This is a genomic window from Microcoleus harperi Pol14_C6, assembly GCF_036701295.1.
Classification (GTDB): domain Bacteria; phylum Cyanobacteriota; class Cyanobacteriia; order Cyanobacteriales; family Microcoleaceae; genus Microcoleus.
Genome location: NZ_JAUBQN010000114.1, coordinates 1 through 1,183 on the forward strand (window position 1 = coordinate 1; position 1,183 = coordinate 1,183).

The window sequence follows — 1,183 nt, forward strand, 5'->3', positions numbered from 1 at the left end:
TTACTGGTTCTTTGGGTCAAACCAATAATTACAGCAGTGTCAGTGACCTGATCGCACAATGGCCGAATGCCGCCCAGAATCAAGGTATCAAACTGTCTGGGATAGCTTTTGATGGCTTTGAAACTGACTATCTTAACCCGAATGTCATCAGCAACCTCACCTTAGCAAGCAACGAAAACCCTAAAAGCTGGTTGAGCTACGGCAGTACCGGCGGTATTGGTGTCCCATCCTCTTACGATGGTTGGTTCACTGACGCCAAGAAAATTCGGGCGGAAATCAACCATAACCCCAACACCAATCAATCTCAGGCGCTGAAGGTGAAATGGGCAGATAACCAAGACATCACTAGCACCACGATCGACCTCAGTGGATTGAGTCCCAAAACAAGTCCGGGTTTGGGCGATCAAGGCAATGAAGTTGGTTTCCTGCAAATCTTTAATAATGGGGTTCGGGTACCGGCTACCAATTTTAAGATCGCTCGCCTCAACGCTCCGAGCGTTCCACAACCCATTACTGTGTCTTCAGATGGAGCGACTTTCATTGGCGACCGCACCGATGGCAGTTTCAAATTCCAGATAGTAGGGGACTCTCTCAGTGGCGCTACTTTTGACGAACTGCGGTTTTCCACTAAAGCCTACGATAGCCCCACCGCTGCCTACGCCGCCACCTCCTTCAAAGACGACGGTTCCGACTACCTAGTGCGAAAGATTGAATATCAAGGCATCGATGTGTCGTCAACTGCGATGCGTTCGGCTGCAAGTCTCTTCCAGTCCGCCCAATCAAATTACATTGATCCTAGTTTTGTGCCTCCGACTTTCTTCTCTTACGGTTCGTCTCCCGATCCTATTATTGACGGCGGTTCTGGAGAGTTGACGATTAATCGGACTGGCAATACTTCGGTTCCGGCTTCGATCGACTTTTTGATTGTTGCCCCTGGTGGCGGTCAACCTGTGAACAACGTAGACTACAACATTAGTCCATTTGCTGTGAATCCTTCGGGAGGGACGGTGAACTTTAATGCCGGTCAAACTAGCGTTAGTCTGACGATTAACAATCTTCCCGGTTTGACTGGTGGGGTGGTGAATTTGGGCTTTGGGCCAGGTTCGATCGGCACTCCGGCATCGACTGCAATTACTCTGCTTTAAGGCTGTTAGTAGGGCGAGGAATCCTTGCTCTACTAATA

Annotated in this window: 1 protein-coding gene; it reads left to right on the forward strand. The window is 49.4% G+C overall.

Annotated features, from left to right (window positions below; all coding sequences use genetic code 11):
* On the forward strand, positions 1–1,145 hold a 1,145-nt coding region (locus QUA27_RS27220; RefSeq protein WP_333072160.1), incomplete at its 5' end, for a hypothetical protein.
* Positions 1,146–1,183 lie beyond the last annotated feature (38 nt).